Source organism: Massilia sp. ST3, assembly GCF_018119405.1.
GTDB lineage: Bacteria > Pseudomonadota > Gammaproteobacteria > Burkholderiales > Burkholderiaceae_D > Telluria.
Window position 1 is genome coordinate 1 of the sequence record NZ_JAGPWC010000092.1, and the last position, 15,496, is coordinate 15,496.

At 67.9% G+C, this 15,496-nt stretch carries 18 protein-coding genes; 5 read left to right on the top strand and 13 right to left on the bottom strand.

What is annotated here, in order from left to right:
• The 13 genes from gspD to gpmA form a co-directional block, all read right to left on the bottom strand.
• On the bottom strand, window positions 1–2,134 hold a 2,134-nt coding region (gene gspD, locus KBW98_RS21610), incomplete at its 3' end, for a type II secretion system secretin GspD (protein WP_211522236.1).
• Complete coding sequence (gspN, locus tag KBW98_RS21615) at window positions 2,134–2,907, bottom strand: type II secretion system protein N (protein ID WP_211522237.1); 774 nt, start codon at window positions 2,905–2,907, stop codon at window positions 2,134–2,136. The genes gspD and gspN, both read right to left, overlap by 1 nt.
• Window positions 2,904–3,422, bottom strand: a complete 519-nt coding sequence (gene gspM, locus KBW98_RS21620; protein ID WP_211522238.1) for a type II secretion system protein GspM — start codon at window positions 3,420–3,422, stop codon at window positions 2,904–2,906. Before gspM ends, gspN begins: the two co-directional genes overlap by 4 nt.
• Window positions 3,419–4,627: a type II secretion system protein GspL gene (gene gspL / locus KBW98_RS21625; protein ID WP_211522239.1), complete on the bottom strand. Its 1,209-nt coding sequence runs from the start codon at window positions 4,625–4,627 to the stop codon at window positions 3,419–3,421. The genes gspM and gspL overlap by 4 nt, the downstream gene beginning before the upstream one ends.
• A 16-nt stretch (window positions 4,628–4,643) precedes the next feature.
• Window positions 4,644–5,636, bottom strand: a complete 993-nt coding sequence (gene gspK / locus KBW98_RS21630; protein ID WP_211522240.1) for a type II secretion system minor pseudopilin GspK — start codon at window positions 5,634–5,636, stop codon at window positions 4,644–4,646.
• A complete protein-coding gene (locus KBW98_RS21635) occupies window positions 5,636–6,298 on the bottom strand; it encodes a type II secretion system protein J (protein WP_211522241.1) in 663 nt (220 codons plus the stop codon). The genes gspK and KBW98_RS21635 overlap by 1 nt, the downstream gene beginning before the upstream one ends.
• The gene (gene gspI / locus KBW98_RS21640) at window positions 6,295–6,675 is read right to left on the bottom strand and encodes a type II secretion system minor pseudopilin GspI (protein WP_373888988.1); all 381 of its coding nucleotides are present in this window, start codon (window positions 6,673–6,675) and stop codon (window positions 6,295–6,297) included. The genes KBW98_RS21635 and gspI overlap by 4 nt, the downstream gene beginning before the upstream one ends.
• A gap of 2 nt (window positions 6,676–6,677) precedes the next feature.
• Window positions 6,678–7,184: a type II secretion system minor pseudopilin GspH gene (gene gspH, locus KBW98_RS21645; RefSeq protein ID WP_211522243.1), complete on the bottom strand. Its 507-nt coding sequence runs from the start codon at window positions 7,182–7,184 to the stop codon at window positions 6,678–6,680.
• Between the two features lie 9 nt (window positions 7,185–7,193).
• A complete protein-coding gene (gene gspG / locus KBW98_RS21650; protein WP_211522244.1) occupies window positions 7,194–7,631 on the bottom strand; it encodes a type II secretion system major pseudopilin GspG in 438 nt (145 codons plus the stop codon).
• 174 nt (window positions 7,632–7,805) lie between these two features.
• The gene (locus KBW98_RS21655) at window positions 7,806–8,558 is read right to left on the bottom strand and encodes a HesA/MoeB/ThiF family protein (protein ID WP_211522245.1); all 753 of its coding nucleotides are present in this window, start codon (window positions 8,556–8,558) and stop codon (window positions 7,806–7,808) included.
• A 160-nt stretch (window positions 8,559–8,718) separates the two neighbouring features.
• Window positions 8,719–10,194 carry a S41 family peptidase gene (locus tag KBW98_RS21660; RefSeq protein WP_211522246.1) on the bottom strand — a complete coding sequence of 492 codons (1,476 nt, stop codon included), beginning with the start codon at window positions 10,192–10,194 and terminating at the stop codon, window positions 8,719–8,721.
• Window positions 10,195–10,202: 8 nt separating this feature from the next.
• Window positions 10,203–11,645: a murein hydrolase activator EnvC gene (locus KBW98_RS21665; RefSeq protein ID WP_211522247.1), complete on the bottom strand. Its 1,443-nt coding sequence runs from the start codon at window positions 11,643–11,645 to the stop codon at window positions 10,203–10,205.
• A gap of 10 nt (window positions 11,646–11,655) precedes the next feature.
• Window positions 11,656–12,402: a 2,3-diphosphoglycerate-dependent phosphoglycerate mutase gene (gpmA, locus tag KBW98_RS21670; protein WP_211522248.1), complete on the bottom strand. Its 747-nt coding sequence runs from the start codon at window positions 12,400–12,402 to the stop codon at window positions 11,656–11,658.
• Window positions 12,403–12,490: 88 nt separating this feature from the next.
• Here gpmA and KBW98_RS21675 point away from each other — a divergent pair, with 88 nt between their 5' ends.
• From KBW98_RS21675 to KBW98_RS21695, 5 genes are all read left to right on the top strand, one after another.
• Window positions 12,491–12,892, top strand: coding sequence for a rhodanese-like domain-containing protein (locus KBW98_RS21675; protein ID WP_211522249.1), 402 nt, complete (start codon window positions 12,491–12,493; stop codon window positions 12,890–12,892).
• A 22-nt stretch (window positions 12,893–12,914) separates the two neighbouring features.
• Complete coding sequence (gene grxC / locus KBW98_RS21680; RefSeq protein ID WP_211522250.1) at window positions 12,915–13,178, top strand: glutaredoxin 3; 264 nt, start codon at window positions 12,915–12,917, stop codon at window positions 13,176–13,178.
• Between the two features lie 169 nt (window positions 13,179–13,347).
• Entirely contained in the window at window positions 13,348–13,806 is a 459-nt protein-coding gene (gene secB / locus KBW98_RS21685; RefSeq protein ID WP_211522251.1) for a protein-export chaperone SecB, read from the top strand.
• 106 nt (window positions 13,807–13,912) lie between these two features.
• Window positions 13,913–14,326 carry an SH3 domain-containing protein gene (locus tag KBW98_RS21690; protein ID WP_229429342.1) on the top strand — a complete coding sequence of 138 codons (414 nt, stop codon included), beginning with the start codon at window positions 13,913–13,915 and terminating at the stop codon, window positions 14,324–14,326.
• A 17-nt stretch (window positions 14,327–14,343) separates the two neighbouring features.
• A complete protein-coding gene (locus KBW98_RS21695) occupies window positions 14,344–15,384 on the top strand; it encodes an NAD(P)H-dependent glycerol-3-phosphate dehydrogenase (protein ID WP_211522253.1) in 1,041 nt (346 codons plus the stop codon).
• Window positions 15,385–15,496: the final 112 nt, after the last annotated feature.

The following is a 15,496-nucleotide window of genomic DNA, read 5'->3' on the forward strand; positions in this document are numbered from 1 at the left end:
GGGGCGGCAGCACCGGCGCGCCCAGTTCGCGCAGCAGCGGCGAGCTTTCCGGCTGGCCGATCGCGCCGGCGGCGCGCATGTATTCGTAGCGGTCCATCGCCAGCGAGTTCGAGGATTCCTTGCTGCGCACCACGACCGGGCGCAGGAAGACCATCAGGTTGGTCTTCACGCGGGTGCGGGTGCGGTACTTGAACAGGTTGCCCAGCACCGGGATGTCGCCCAGGCCACGCACTTTCTCCTCGCCGTCGCCCTCGGTGTCCTCGATCAGGCCGCCGAGCACGATGATCTGGCCGTCGTCGGCCAGCACATTGCTTTCGATCGCGCGCACGTTGGTGGTCAGGCCCGACGCCAGGTTGCGGGTCGAATTGTCCACGCTCGAGTTCTCGTGGTAGATGGCCATCTTGATCGTGCCGCCTTCCGAAATCTGCGGACGGACCTTGAGCAGCAGGCCCACGTCCTTGCGGTCGACGGTCTGGAACGGATTGCCGCCGCCGGTGGTGGTGTTGGTCGCGTACGAACCGGTGATGATCGGCACGTTCTGGCCGACCTTGATCGACGCCAGTTCGTTATCCAGCGTGATCATGTTCGGTGTGGACAAGATGTTGGCGTTGCCGTCGCTTTCAAGGGCGCGCGCCACGGCGCCGAGGCCGAGCTGGCCGCCCACCTGGCGGAACAGGCCGACCGACAGGCCGCCCGGCAGGGTTGGGATCGAGGTGCCGGAGAAGCCCTGGCTGGCCGCCGCGGCCAGGTTGACGATGTTGTTGGTCTGGTTGCCGCCGGTGAAGGACTGCAGGCCGCCGACGCGGTACTTGCTGTCGTTGTCGCCGGAAGCGCCCACCCACTGCACGCCGAATTCGGAGGCCTTGTTCGAGTTTACCTCGACCACCAGGGCCTCGATGTACACCTGGGCGCGGCGCACGTCGAGCTGGTCGATGACCGAGCGCAGGTTGCGGTAGACCGCATCCGGCGCGGTGATGATCAGGCTGTTGGTCGAGATATCGGCCTGGATGAAGCCGGAGCCGGCGCCTCCGCCCGCGCCGCCACCGCCGCCAAGCTGCCCCTGCTGGCCGTAGCTGCCGCCGCCGCCGACCGCGCTCACGGTCTGCTGGCTTTGCGCGCCCTGCTGGCCGCCCAGGCCCCCCGCGCCGCCCTGGCTCCCGGCCTGGATCGAGCCGCCCGAGGTGCCCTGCTGCTGTTGCGGCACCGCCGAGGCGTCCTGCGACACCACGGCGCGCAGGGTTTGGGCCACACGGCTGGCGTCGGCGTTCTTGAGATAGACGACGTGGATGTTGCCCTGGCTGGTGGTGGCCTGGTCGAGACGCGCGATCAGGCTCTTGGCCAGGTTGGCGCGCGCCTGCGAGGGTGCCCGGATCACCACCGAGTTGGTGCGCGGGTCGGCCAGCACGGTCACGCGGCCGGAGTCGCCGCCGGCGGCCGGTTCCATCAGGCGCGTCACGAGCGTGGCGACGTCGCTGGCGATGGCGTTGCGGATCGGGATCACGTCGAGGTCGGCCGCCACCGGCGCGTCGAGCGCGGCGATGATCTTGGCCAGGCGGCGCAGGTTGTCGGCGTAGTCGGTGACGACCAGGGTGTTGTTGCCCGGGTTCGCCATGATCGAGTTGTTCGGCGAAATCAGGGGACGCAGCACGGCCGTGAGGTTGGCGGCCGATTCGTAGTTCAGGTAGAACACCTGGGTCGCGATCTGGTCGCCGGTGGCGCGGCTGGCGCGCACGCCGCCCACCTGGGTCGGCGAGGACTGCAGCTTGGCTTCCGCTTCCGGCACCACCTTGGCGTAGCCGTCGCCGCTGGTGACCACCGCGAAGCCCTGCAGGCGCAAGGCCGAGGTGAGCAGGCCGAAGGCCTGGGTCTTGCTGAGCGACTTCTCGGATTGCAGGGTGATCGTGCCCTTGACCCGGGGGTCGACGATGAAGGTCATGCCGGTGTAGTGGCCGATCGCCTTGATCACCGACTCGATGTCGGCATTGACGAAGCTCAAGGCGGCGGCATTTGCGCTCTCCTGGGCCAGGACCGGCAGCGGCACGGCCGTGGTCGCGGCGAAGCAGCACAGCATGGCGCCGGCGGCAAGACGGCGCAGGGCCGGGATCTCGAAGGTGGTACGGGTAGTTGTTTTCATTATCTGAACTCGAGTGCGATTACATTTTTGCCGTTCACCATGCGGCGCTGGCCCAGCAGGTTCAACATGTTCCCCAGCGTCTCTTCGTAGCCGTCGGCGGCCGAGGCCTGCCCGGAAAAGCGCAGACGTCCATTTTGCAACATTCCCGAACCCGTCAGCAGCAAAGCGCCGCGTACGGTGCGCAGGTTCAAATCGGCTTGCGGGCCGCGCCAGTCCATCGCCATTTCGTAGCTGCCGAGCGGCTTGACGGGCGACATGCGCGAGCCCATGTCGGCCAGGGACAGTACCGTGCGGCCCTGGACCGCCATCATGTTTTCCTGGCGCACCAGGTCGAGCTTGTTCCAGGTGAGCTTGATCGCGCCGCTCAGGGCCAGCGTGTTCAGCGGCGCGCCGAGGCCGGCCAGGCCATCGGCCGGCAGCAGCAGCTCGCCGGGGCTGACCTGCCACTGCGACCAGCTGCCTTCGAGCCGCACCGGCTGGTTCAGGGCTTGCGGGTTCTCCAGTTCCATGCTGACGTGACCGAACAGCACCAGGGGCGACAGCTTCCAGGCAAAGCGTCCCGGCAGCAGCGGCGTCACCGCCCCGCCCTCGCCCGGCGCCCCGCCCACGAAGGCCGAGCCGCGCCACAGCGTACCTTGCGCATCCCCCAGAGTCAAACGACCGCCCGTCTGTTTTTCGACCATGGGGCCGAGCCAGGCGGCGGGCAGGAACACGAGGATCGTGGCCAGCACCGCCAGCAGCACCAGCGCGCCCCAGGCGAGCGTGCGCTTCATGGAGCGGGCGCGCTGCCCTGGCGCAGCGTCAGGGTGGCGTCGACCTGTCCCAGGGCTTCCTTGGCGGTGAACACGCCGTCCTGCACCAGCACCCGGTTCTCGCGCCGCTGGGCGTCGAGCCAGGCCATCAGGTTGGCGTAGGACACGCCATCGAACTGGGCCTTGGCGTATTCGCCGGTGAGCGTGAGCGAGGCCGCGGTGAGGCCGCGCGTGGCCAGGCTGGCCGTCAGGCCTTCGCGCGTCATCGGGGTGACCGGCGCCGCCGGCTGGGCGTTCAGGGCCTGGGCCTCGGCGGCCAGGGCCTGCATCTGGGCCGCCTGCTGGCGCAGCTCGGGCAGCGAACGGCGCAGCTGCTCGCGCCCGGTCAGGGCCGGGTCGATGAACAGCAGGTAGACCAGGGCCAGCACGGCCACGCCGATGCCGGCGGCGAGGAACTTGCGCTCCTGGTCGGTGCGGGCGAGCCAGTAGGCCAGCGCGCGCTCGCGCAATGCGACGATCTGGGCGGCGATACTCATGGCGTGACTCCCGTGCTGCGGATGATCCAGGTGGCCGGGGCCGATTCCTCCAGGCTCAGGTTGCGCGCCGACAGCGCGGTCTTCATTTGCGCGGTGACGGACGGGTCGATGGTCTCGGGCTTGACGCGCACGGTGAGCGCGCGTTCGCGGAACTCGATCGACGCAATGCCGGGCTGGCGCGCGAGCGTGCGGGTCGCTTCGCCCACGGCGCCGGCCAGCCAGTGGAATTCGTCCGGGGCGATCTGGCCGCTGCCGGCCTTGGCGCGCGCGATGTTCTGGCGCATCTGGGCCACCGGGTCGATCGCCGGGGTATTCGGATAGACCGAGCGGAAGGTCTGGTTGATCTGGGCGCGCACGGCGTCGGCCTCGCCCTTCAGGCGCAGCCATTCGACGTTCAGGCCGATGATGTTGACCAGCACCGCCAGCAGGGCCAGGCGGATCGGCCAGCGCCAGCGGCTCCAGTCGCGCTGGGCCACGCCGGCCGCGCCCAGGCCGGGCACCAGGTCCATCGTGCTGCTCTTCGATCCCGCGATCCAGTGCGCCCATTCCTCGCTCTCGAGGCTGATGCCGGGGCCGGCCTCGGCCAGCAGCGCCTGGTACTCGCCCAGTTGATCGTGGGGCACGTAGAGCACCAGCGGGGCGTCGCCCGACAGCGCGCGCGCCGTCTGCAGGGTGGCCGCGGGATTGCCGTCCATGGCCAGGCCCAGGCCTTCGTACTGGCTCTGGCGCAGGATCAGTTCGCCGTTGCCGATGGCGGCGCTGACGCTGCCCGGCTGCAGGGGCAGGCAGAGCGGCGCGGGCAGCGCGGACACGGCGCGCGCGCCCTGCGCCAGCAGGGTCTTGACCAGCGGTTCGAACCAGTCGCGCTGGACCACCGCCACCGGGCGACGGCCGTCGGCCAGCGGCGGACCGGCGACCAGCACGCAATCGAGCGGATCGCCCAGGATGTGTTCTTCGACCAGGCCGGGGAGCGCGGCGCGCAGGCGGGCGCCGGTCAGCGGCGGGGCCTCGACCGGCAGCACGGTGACGTCGGCGCCGGCCAGCACCAGCACCACGCGGCGGCTGGCCGCGACCACGTCGCCCAGGTTGCGCAGCGGGCCTTCGCCTTGCTGTTCGATGGCGCCGCTGTCGGCCACCAGTGCGAACCGGCACAGCGCACCCTCGCCTTCCGCCCGGGCCGGGTGCCGTATATAAAGAGTAGTCAAACTGTCTCGCTTTCTTCTAGTTTTGGCGGGTCCAGACCACCTTGGTGCCTCCGCCGATGATCCCCTCGCGGCTGATCAAGGACTCGGCGTTCAATGCCGCCCGGTCGAGCCGGATCCGGCTCTGTACCAGGAAATAATTACTCTGCACACCGATCGAGCCGTCTTCCGGCTGGCTCGCGGGCTTCAGCTCGCCCTTGAAGTACTCGATGTCGCGCCAGGGCGCGCGCTTGCGCTTTTCGACCAGCACGTTCGCCTCCGACAGCGAATAGCCCGGCAGCACCGCCGCCAGCACCTCGGCCGGCGCCGTGTTCACGTTCACCGGCGTCTGTTGCGGCAACACCGTCAGGAAGGGACGCAGCTTCTGCATCACCTCGGGCGTGAAGCCGGGCAGGACCATCAGGTCGTCGACCCGCAGCAGCGGCATCGGCGTGCCGGGGATAGGGTTCGCGCCCGTCACCGGCGGTGTCGGCGGCGTCGGCGGCGGCTGGTTCGGATCCTCCGGCAGCACCGGCACCGACTGCCCTGCCGCGACCAGCTGCGCCGCGCGTTCGGCCAGCCGGCCGTCGATGCGCAGGTTGGTCAGCAGGCGGTTGAAGATGAACTGCTGCTCCTTGCTGACGATCTTGTCCTTGGCCAGATTGGTAAGATTGTAACGCGACGTGGCGTCGATAATGTTACCCGAGAGGGAGGCGTCGAAATTTTCGCCCTCGATGCGCTCGCGCTCGATGTACTGGTCGAGACGGGTCTCGGCCAGGGGCGTGGCCCAGACCTGGTCGAGCGAGGTGTAGGGGCCAGTGTAGTTACTCTGGCGCAGCACGACGCTCGACCAGTCGAGCGCGCCGCGCAGGATCCACTTGGTCTGCAGTTGCAGGCGCTGGTTTTCCATCGAGCGCACCTGGACCTGCTGCTGCCAGAACAGGCTGGCGACGATCGACACGGCCAAGGTGGTCAGCAGGAGCGCGGTGACCACCGCCACGCCGCGCTGGCGTCCTGGATGGGAAAGGCGCATCAGGTGCCTCCCAGCAGGAAGGACTTGAGCATCGGCGCGGCCAGGTTGCGCACGGTGAGCGCGACCAGGATGCCGGTGGGCTCGCTGGTGCCTCCGGCGTTCGGCTGGACGAGGGGTGGCTGCCCTTGCTGCTGCAGCGGATTGCCGACGATCCGGGCCGGCTCGGTGCGCCAGGCATTGTTCTGCCAGGCCTGGATCTGCATGCCAAGCACACCGTTCTGCAGCGCCACCGGCGGCGAGTTCTGGGCCGGGGCATCCGAGGAGATCGACTCCCACAGCTGTTCGAGCTGGACCAGGTCGCGGGTGCCGGGCGATTCACGGCGCAGCAGCTGGCCGCCGGCGATGCGGTAGGACACGACCTGCAGGCGCGAGGCTTCGTTTTCGACGAAGACCTTGCGCACCAGGGTCAGGCGGTCGGCGTCCCACTGGATGTAGGGGCGGCGGCCCAGCACGTCGCTGCCGGCCAGGTGCTCGCAATCGCTCTGCATCTGGGCGAACGCCAGCTGCATGCCGCGCGTGGTTTCCATCTGCTCGGTCAGGATGATGCGTCCGCGCACGATGCCGTCCAGGCCGCGCCAGCCGAGCACGGCCACGATGGCCAGGATCGAGATGGCCACCAGCAGTTCGACCAGGGTGAAGCCCGCGCGCTTGGAATAGCTCATATCGGAGACGGCCTCAGGACCAGTTGGACCAGTTTGACAATGCGTCGGCCCGGGTTGTCGGCGTCGAAGACCGAGACTTCGATGCGGCGCAAGAGCGGGTTGGGACTGGTGAACACTTCTTCTTCGCAGATGAAGTTCAGGTCGCCTTGCGGGCAGGGAAAGCTGCGCCGGCCGATCTCGGGGAATTCGCGGCCGATGCGGATCTGCACCAGGCGGTTCTCGGCCGACCAGGTCGCCATCATCGAGGCGCGCAGGTCCGAGCTGTTGGCGGTCAGGCTGCCGACGGCGCGCAGGCCGGCCGTCAGCGCGGTGCCGACGATGACCAGCGCCACCAGCACTTCGAGCAGGGTGAACCCCCGGGAAAGTCGTGGCCGCATGCTCATTCGACGGTGAAGTGGCCGACGCCGTCGGCGCGGATCGCGACCCGGTTCTCGCCGGTCGCCATGGTCAGCAGGAAGGGCTTGTCGACCGGCTCGCGCCCGAAGGTGATGCGCAGCACGTCGTTGGCGCCGCTGGCGCCGGCCGGTTCGAGCACCAGCTGCAGGGGAGCGTTCTTGAAGCTGCGTTCGCGCAGCAGGTCGTCCTTGGTAACGGGTTCCCAGCCGGTGTCGTTGCGCACCATGAAGCGGTAGCGTTCGCCGTTGGCCTCGAAGGCCACCAGGCGGTTGCGCACGATGGCTTCGTCACGCGCCAGCTGGAGCAGCAGGGCGAGGCGCTGGGCCTCCTCCTGCAGGTCCTGGCGCGGACTCGGCATGGCTTTCAGCGAGGCCAGGCCCAGGGTGATGCCGATGATGACCAGCACCACCAGCAGCTCCACCAGGGTGAAGCCGCGCGCCGGGGTCCGGGACGGAGCGCCGTGATCCTGGCGCGGTCGCTGGGCCGGCATGGGAAGAATTTATTCCCAGGATCCGACGTCGGCATCCTCGCCGGTGCCGCCCGGCTGGCCGTCCGCGCCCAGCGAGAACACGTCGATTTCGCCGTGGATACCCGGCGACAGGTATTGGTAGGCATTGCCCCACGGATCTTTCGGCAGCTTCTCGATGTAGCCGCCGGACTTCCAGCCGTTGGCGGCCGGACCCGAGGTCGGCTTGGTGATCAGGGCGTTCAGGCCCTGCTCGGTGGTCGGGTAGCGCTGGTTGTCCAGCTTGTAGAGCTTGAGCGCCTGCATCATGGTGGCGATGTCGACCTTGGCGGCGGTCACGCGCGATTCGCCGGTACGGCCCAGCAGCTTGGGCACGACCAGGGCGCCGAGGATGCCGATGATGACCACGACGACCATGATCTCGACCAGGGTGAAGCCACGCTGGAGGCCGCGGCGCTGCTTGCGTTGCATGTCAATGTGCATAACGTGTAGGTAAATGAGCTTGGCAGTGAATCGTTAGAAGCAGACCAGTATAAGCCCGAAACATGACAAATTCGCTTAGGACGGACTTACTGTTCCCAGAATAGCAAACAAGGCTGCAATTGTAAGGCAGCCGGCCGGGCACTGTATCGTTAAATCGTGCGCTCAGGCATGAGTCGAACAGACTGGGCAATTCGGATCATGCGCGACCCCGATGCTGGTCCACTCCATGGCCCGGCCTTCGAGCAGCAGCAGGCGCCCGGCCAGCGGCTGGCCGATGCCCGCCACCAGCTTCATGGCCTCGGCCGCCTGCATGGCGCCGACCACCCCGACCAGGGGCGCGAACACGCCCATGGTGCTGCAGGCCACGTCCTCGTAGCGGCTGTCCTCGGGGAACAGGCAGGCATAGCAGGGCGCGCCCGGGCGGCGCGGGTCGAACACGGACAGCTGGCCGTCGAAGCGGATCACGGCGCCCGACACCAGCGGCACGCCCGCCGCCACGCAGGCGCGGTTGACGGCGTGGCGGGTGGCGAAGTTGTCGCTGCAGTCCAGTACGACCGTGGCGGAGCGGGCAAGTTCCAGCAGGCGTCCTGGGCCGGCGCGTTCGCGCAGGGCGGTCACTTCGATCTCGGGGTTGATGGCCAGCAGGGCTTCGCGGCCGGACTCGGCCTTGGACTGGCCGATGCGGGCGGTGGTGTGCATCACCTGGCGCTGCAGGTTGGTGAGGTCGACCGCGTCGTCGTCGACCAGGGTGATGCGGCCGACGCCGCCGGAGGCCAGGTACAGCGCCGCGGGCGAGCCCAGGCCGCCGGCGCCGATGATGAGCGCATGGGCCTGCAGCAGCTTTTCCTGGCCTTCGATGCCGATGTCGTCGAGCAGGATGTGGCGGGAGTAGCGCAGGAGTTGGGTGTCGTTCATGGGTGCTGTTGGGTTATCGGCGGCGCATGAAAACTTGGATCCCCGCCTTCGCGGGGATGACGGTTCAAAGGCAGTGGCAAGCTCAAGCCTGGCCACGTTCTCATGCACGTCATCCCCGCGCAGGCGGGGACCCATTTGCCTTACCTTCGCGCAGCGCCAATTATTTTTTAGGCGGCGCCTTGATCTCCGGCGGCTTCTGCTCCGCCCCCGGCAGAGGCTGCGGCGCCGGCTTGTCGCGGTTGTCCTCGGTCTTGGCCAGCTGCACCGGCAAGCCCTTGAAGTGGTTGATCGCCTGCGCCAGCTGGAAGTCGTCCTTGCCGCCGAACTCGAGCGGCTTGCGGTCCTTCAGCAGGGCCAGGGCGCGCTTCTGCTGTTCCAGGCTCTCGTTCTTGGCGGCGGTGGCGGACGCGCCCTTCTTTTCGTTCTCGCCCGCCAGGTGGCGCTGCAGGTCGGCCTCGCGCACGCGCAAGGCGTTCAGCATGTCGCCTTCCGCGGTCTCGTGCACGCGCAGGTCGGGTACGATGCCGGTGGCCTGGATCGGGCGGCCCTTCGGCGTGTAGTAGCGCGCCGTGGTCAGCTTGATCGCCGTATCGGCCGAGAGCTGGCGCAGGGTCTGCACCGAGCCCTTGCCGAAGGTCTGGCTGCCCATCACGATGGCGCGCTTGTAGTCCTGCAGGGCGCCGGCCACGATCTCGGAGGCCGAGGCCGAGCCGCCGTTGACCAGCACCACCATCGGCACCGTCTTCAATGCCGCCGGCAGGCCGGCCAGCGGGTCGCCGCGCTGGGCATAGAATTCGCGGCGGCCGTAATACGCCGTGTTCGAGTCGGACAACTGCCCCTTGGTCGAGACGATCACCTGGTCCGGCTTGGGCAGGAAGGCCGCCGATACGCCGATCGCGCCCGGCAGCAGGCCGCCCGGGTCGTTGCGCAGGTCCAGCACCAGGCCCTTGATGTCGGGGTTCTCGGCGAACAGGGACTTGGACTTCTTGGCCAGCTCTTCCAGGGTATTCTCCTGGAACTGGCTCACGCGCAGCCAGGCATAGCCGGGCTCGACCAGCTTGGCCTTGACGCTCTGGACATTGATCTGCTCGCGCGCGACCGGCACCACCCAGGGCTGGTCCTCGCCGGGGCGGGCGATGGTCAGGGTGACCTTGCTGCCGACCTTGCCGCGCATGCGCTTGATCGCTTCGTCGACCGACATGTTGCGCACCGGGACGTTGTCGATGCGGGTGATCAGGTCGCCCGCCTTGATGCCGGCCTTGTGCGCCGGGGTATCCTCGATCGGGGACACGATCTTGATGTAGCCGTCTTCGCTGGCGATCTCCACGCCCACGCCGACGAACTTGCCCTGCACGCTTTCGCGCATCTCGCGGAAGGCCTTCTGGTCGAGGTAGACCGAGTGCGGGTCGAGCGAGGCGACCATGCCGCCGATGGCTTCGGACAGCAGCTTCTTGTCCTCGACCGGCTCGACGTAGTCGGTCTTGATCAGGCCGTAGACGTCGGCCAGCTGGCGCAGCTCGTCGAGCGGCAGCGGCGCGCCGGTCTTCTGTGCATAGGCCGAGAACTGGAAGGAAGCGGCCACGCCGGCCACCATGCCCAGTCCGATCAGCCCGAAGTTCTTCGCTTTCTTGCCCATGTTTGCCCCTAGAATTTGACCCAGCTTGCCGGGTCGAAGGCCTTGCCGCGATGCCTGAGCTCAAAGTATAGCCCCGATTCCTCGTTACCGCCGGTATTGCCCGCGCTCGCGATGGCCTCGCCCGGACGCACCATGTCGCCGGCGCGTTTCAGGAGGGATTGGTTGTTTCCGTAGATCGACAGGTACTCGCCGCCGTGGTCGATGATGATCAGGTTGCCGAAGCCGCGCATCCAGTCGGAATACACGACCCGGCCCTGGGCCACGGCGCGCACCTCGGCCCCTTCGGCGGCCTTGATGAACATGCCCTTCCAGGTGGGGCCGTCGCCGCGGCGCGAGCCGAAGCGGGCCGCCACGGCGCCGCTGACCGGCGCGCCCAGGCGTCCGCGCAGCGAGGCGAAGGCGCCGGCCGGGGCCGCGGGCGCCAGGGTGACTTCGGGCGGCGGCGGGGCCGTGGGCTTGGTGTCCGCCGGCTTCGGCTGCTCGGCCACTTTGGGCGGTTCCGGTTCAGGCAGCGGCTCCGGCTTGGTGACGGGCTTGGTGCCGTTCTTCCTGGCCTCCTCGCGCGCGATGCGTTCGCGCTCGGCCTTCTCGGCCGCGGCCTTGGCGCGCGCCAGGGCCCGCTCCTTCGCTTCGGCTTCCGCCTTGGCCTTGGCGGCCGCGAGCGCGGCCTGGCGACGCTGCTCGGCCTCGGCCTGCTCGCGGATCAGGCGGGTCAGGCGGTCGACCAGGCCGCTCATGCGCTGCTCGTCGCGCTGCAGGCGGTCGGCCTGCTTGCGCTGGTCGGCCAGGCGGCTCGACAGGGTCTGCAGCAGCGCGGCGCGGCGCGCCTTCTCCTTTTCCAGCAGCGCCTTCTGGTCGCGCTGCTCCTGGGCGATCTCTTCCAGCTCCTGCTGGGCGTTCTCGACCTTGTCGCGGTTGGCGTCGACCTGGGCCAGGTTGTCGCGCAGCGAACCCAGCAGGCGTGCCTGGGCCTGCGAGACATAGCCCATCAGCTGCATGTCGCGCGCGATGCGGTTCGGGTTGTCGCCGCTCAGCAGCAGCTTGATCCGGTCTTCGTTGCCGGCCACGTAGTGCTCGCGCAGCATCCTGGACAATTGTTTCTTTTGATTAACAATTGTCTGGGCCAGCCTTTCCTGCTCGGCCGCGATGTCCTGCAGGCGCGTGTTGGTCTCGGCCTGCTCGCCCGCCAGGTCGCGCAGCGCGCGGTTGGCGTCCGAAATGGCGGCCTCGGACTCCGCCAGGGTATCGGCGGCGTCTTCCTTCTGGTCCTCGGTGCGGCTGATCTCGCGCTTGATCGCGGCCAGTTTCTGCTGGATACCGGCGCGCTGCTTCTCCGCGCTCACCTTCTGGCGGCTGCGCTCGGTCTGGCGCTGGGCCAGGGCATCGGGGGACAGGGCAAGGCCCAGGAGCGCGCAAAGGAGCGCGCTCCCGAGGAACTTCGTGGTTGGCAAACGCAAGACCTTACTTCGCCTTCCCTTGGTTGGCCACGGCCGCCATGGCGGCGGCGATCGCTTCCTGGTCGCCCAGGTAGTAATGCTTGATCGGCTTCAGGTCGGCATCCAGTTCATAGACCAGCGGCTGGCCGTTCGGGATGTTCAGGCCGACGATGTCGGTGTCGCTGATGTTGTCCAGCATCTTGATGATAGCGCGCAGGCTGTTGCCGTGGGCCGAGATCAGGATGTTCTTGCCGGCGCGGATGGCCGGGGCGATCTCCTCGTCCCAGGCCGGCATCACGCGCGCCACGGTGTCCTTCAGGCATTCGGTCAGCGGGATCTGGGACTGGTCCAGGCCGGCGTAGCGCGGGTCGCCGAAGGAGGTGCGGTCGTCGCCCGCCTCCAGCGCCGGCGGCGGGGTGTCGTAGCTGCGGCGCCAGACCAGCACCTGCTCGTCGCCGAACTTGGCGGCGGTTTCCGCCTTGTCGAGGCCCTGCAGGGCGCCGTAGTGGCGCTCGTTCAGGCGCCAGTCGTTCTTGATCGGCAGGTACATCATGTCCATCTCGTCCAGCGCCAGCCACAGGGTGCGGATCGCGCGCTTGAGCACCGAGGTGTAGGCGACGTCGAAGGTGAAGCCGGCCTCCTTGAGGACGCGGCCGGCGGCTTTCGCTTCGGCAATACCTTTTTCGGTCAGGTCGACGTCGGTCCAGCCGGTGAAGCGGTTTTCCAGGTTCCAGGTGGATTCGCCATGGCGCATGAATACGATTTTGTACATAAGCTGATCTTCGAAAAAAGAGTGGTTAGATATCCGGTCCGGCTTCTATTTTATAATGCGCCGATTCAGTTCAACCATTGGAAGCCTTGTGAATTTCATTCTCGATAATATCTTCGTCGTAGCGATCGCCGTGATTTCGGGCGGCGCCCTGCTCTGGCCGGCCCTGGCGCCGCGTGGTAAACGCGTGTCGCCGCTGCAGGCCACGCAGATGATCAACCGCGGCAAGACCCTCGTGCTGGACGTCCGCAGCGCCGACGAGTTCGCGGCCGGCCACGTGCGCGACGCCAAACACGTTCCACTGGCAGACTTGGCCAATCGACTCGGCGAACTGGAGAAGTCCAAGGGCCGTCCCGTCGTCATCGTGGACCAGAACGGATCCCGTGCCGACAAGGCGGCGCGCCAGCTTGCCGCCGCCGGCTTCGAGGACGCGCACGCGCTCGAGGGCGGCCTGGCGGCATGGAGCGCGGCCGGCCTGCCGCTGACCAAGTAAACCTTTTCAGGAAGGAAGCATCATGACCGCACACGTCGTTCTCTACCATACCGCCGCCTGCCCCTACTGCGTCCGCGCCGAGCGCCTGCTCGAGGCCAAGGGCGTGAAGGACATCGAACGCATCCGCGTCGACCTCGATCCCGAGCAGCGCCAGATCATGATGCAGCGCACGGGGCGCCGCACCGTGCCGCAGATCTACGTGGGCGAGACCCATGTGGGCGGTTTCGACGACCTGTATGCGCTTGACCAGGCGGGGCGGCTGGATCCGCTGCTCAAAGGCGAATGAGGTAGGGTTGGCGGCTTCGCCGCCACCAACCCAACGGTATGGACACGGGTTTACAACGGGTCGGCAAACCGCTATTGCATCCAAATTGATTTTGATACAATTGTGATCGCGTTTGACCAATGCACCCTGAACGGACGACCGTTCTTCACAATTTCAACGAAAGCGTTCCATGTCTGACGAAAATCTGCAACCAGTATTCCAAATCCAACGCGTCTACCTGAAAGACATGTCGCTGGAGCAACCGAACTCGCCGGGCATCTTCCTGGAACAGGAAGCCCCGAGCATCGAAGTCTCGCTGGACGTCGGCGCTGAAAGCATCGCCGAAGGCATCTACGAGTCGACCGTGACCATCACCGTCACCGCCAAGCTCAAGGACAAGGTCGCCTTCCTGGTCGAAGGCAAGCAGGCTGGCATCTTCGAAGCCCGCAACATCCCGGCCGAGCAGATGGACCCGCTGCTGGGCATCGGCTGCCCGAACATCATCTATCCGTACCTGCGCGCCAACATCGCCGACGTGATCAGCCGCGCCGGCTTCCCGCCGGTTCACCTGGCCGAGATCAACTTCGAAGCCTTCTACCAGCAGCGCCAGGCCGCCATGGCCCAGGCTGCCGCCGCACCGGCACAATAAGCTGTTCTCCCGCGGGCGCCGCGCCGTGCGGCGCCCGTTCCTGCCTCACGACGCGGTTCACGTTTCACCCAGGCCCGCCATGACCTTTTCCCGACTTCTTGCAGGCATGCTCTTGATGGCAGCCTCGAGCGCGTTCGCCTTCGATTTCAAGACGGTCGGCGCGCCCATGGCCATCCTGTACGACACCCCTTCCGCCAAGGGCAACAAGCTGTACGTGGCGCCCGCCGGCATGCCGGTCCAGGTCATGCTCAGCTATGGCGAATGGGTCAAGGTGCGCGACATGAACGGCGACGTGGCCTGGACCCAGGCCAAGGGCCTGTCCGCCCGCCGCAACGTGCTGGTGCGCGTGCCGGGGGCGCGCGTCTTCACCGAGCCCAGCGACACCTCCCAGGTCCTGATGACCGCGGACAAGGGTGTGCTGCTCGAACTGGTCGATCCGAACGCCGTCACCTGGGCGCGCGTGCGCCACCGGGACGGCATCGTTGGCTACATCAAGGCTTCCGACATCTGGGGCCTGTGATTCCTTCCTAGGATTCCATGCAACACGACAAACATCCTTCCAAGATCACCATCCTCGGCGCCGGCGCCTGGGGCACCGCGGTCGCGATCGCGCTCGCCGCGCGCCACGACGTGCTGCTATGGGGCCGCAACCGGCAGCAGATGCGCGACACCGAGGCCGCCCGCGAGAACGCCTACCTGCCGGGCCACCCGCTGCCGCCCTCCCTGCGCGTGGGCAGCGACTTCGAGGCCGCCCTGGCGCACGTGATCGACGCCCGCCCGGACGAGGCGCCGCTCCTGATCGCGGCCTGCCCGGTGGCCGGCCTGCGCCCGCTGCTGGAACAGCTGCGCGGCCGCACGGTGCCGAACGTGGTCTGGCTGTGCAAGGGCTTCGAGGCCGGCACCGGCCTGCTGCCGCACCAGGTGATGGCCGAGGTGCTAGGAGCTCAGGGGGAGCATCCTGTGCCGGGCGCGGCCCTGTCCGGCCCCTCCTTTGCCCAGGAAGTGGCGCGCGGCCTGCCCTGCGCGCTGTCGGTGGCCTCCGAGTCGGCCGAACTGCGCGAGCGCGTGGTGGCGGCGGTCCACGGCGGCAACCTGCGCGTCTACGCCTGCGACGACCTGGTGGGCGTCGAGGTCGGCGGCGCGGTCAAGAACGTGATGGCGATCGCCACCGGCACGGCCGACGGGCTGGGCATGGGACTGAACGCGCGCGCCGCCCTCATCACCCGCGGCCTGGCCGAGATCACCCGCCTGGGCGTGGCGCTGGGCGCGCAGCCGGGCACCTTCATGGGGCTGACCGGGATGGGCGACCTGATCCTGACCTGCACCGGCGACCTGTCGCGCAACCGGCGCGTGGGGCTGGCGCTGGCCCAGGGCAAGGCGCTCGATACCATCGTGGCCGAGCTGGGGCACGTGGCCGAAGGCGTGCCGTGTGCGAAGTCGGTGCGCGAGCTGGCGCACAGGATGGGGGTGGAAATGCCGATTACCGAGGCGGTGGCGGGGGTGCTGTTCGACGGCGTCGCGGCGACCGAGATGGCGGCGCGGTTGCTGGCGCGGGATCCGCGGGTGGAGTTGGCCTAGTCGTAGGCTGGTGGCTGCTCATCGAACTTGGGTCCCCGCCTGCGCGCACTGCTGTCCGGGATAATCCGATAGCTCTTCATTGAAGCGCTCCCTGTTGTGCCGACACGAGCGC